Source organism: Aeromicrobium sp. Root472D3, assembly GCF_001426485.1.
Taxonomy (GTDB): Bacteria; Actinomycetota; Actinomycetes; order Propionibacteriales; family Nocardioidaceae; genus Aeromicrobium.
Genome location: NZ_LMET01000001.1, coordinates 2,308,396 through 2,308,723, shown reverse-complemented (window position 1 = coordinate 2,308,723; position 328 = coordinate 2,308,396). Strand labels below are relative to the sequence as shown.

Below are 328 nucleotides of genomic sequence, written 5' to 3'. Positions count from 1 at the left end.
CTCGTGGACGAGGTGGTGGTGGAAGTGGCACAGCAGGGCGGCGTTGTCGAGATCGGTGGGACCGCCTTCGGCCCAGAAGTCCAGGTGATGTGCTTCGCACCAGGCCGGTGGCCGGTCGCAGCGGGGGAACACGCACCCGCCGTCGCGGGTCGCCAGGATCAGCCTCTGGTGACGGTCGTAGAGCCTGCGGGTGGTGCCGTGGTCGATGACCTTGGTGTCGCCGTCGAGCAGCAGTGCCACGAGGTGGGCGTTGCACGCCATCCGCTGGGCCTTGGTGGCCGACATCGTGGTGCCCGAGGTGTTGGTGGCCGTTCCGGTTCCAGTGGTT

Annotated in this window: 1 protein-coding gene; it reads right to left on the bottom strand. The window is 68.3% G+C overall.

Annotated features, from left to right (window positions below; genetic code table 11):
- On the bottom strand, positions 1 to 328 hold a 328-nt coding region (locus tag ASD10_RS19070; RefSeq protein WP_235501813.1), incomplete at both ends, for an HNH endonuclease signature motif containing protein.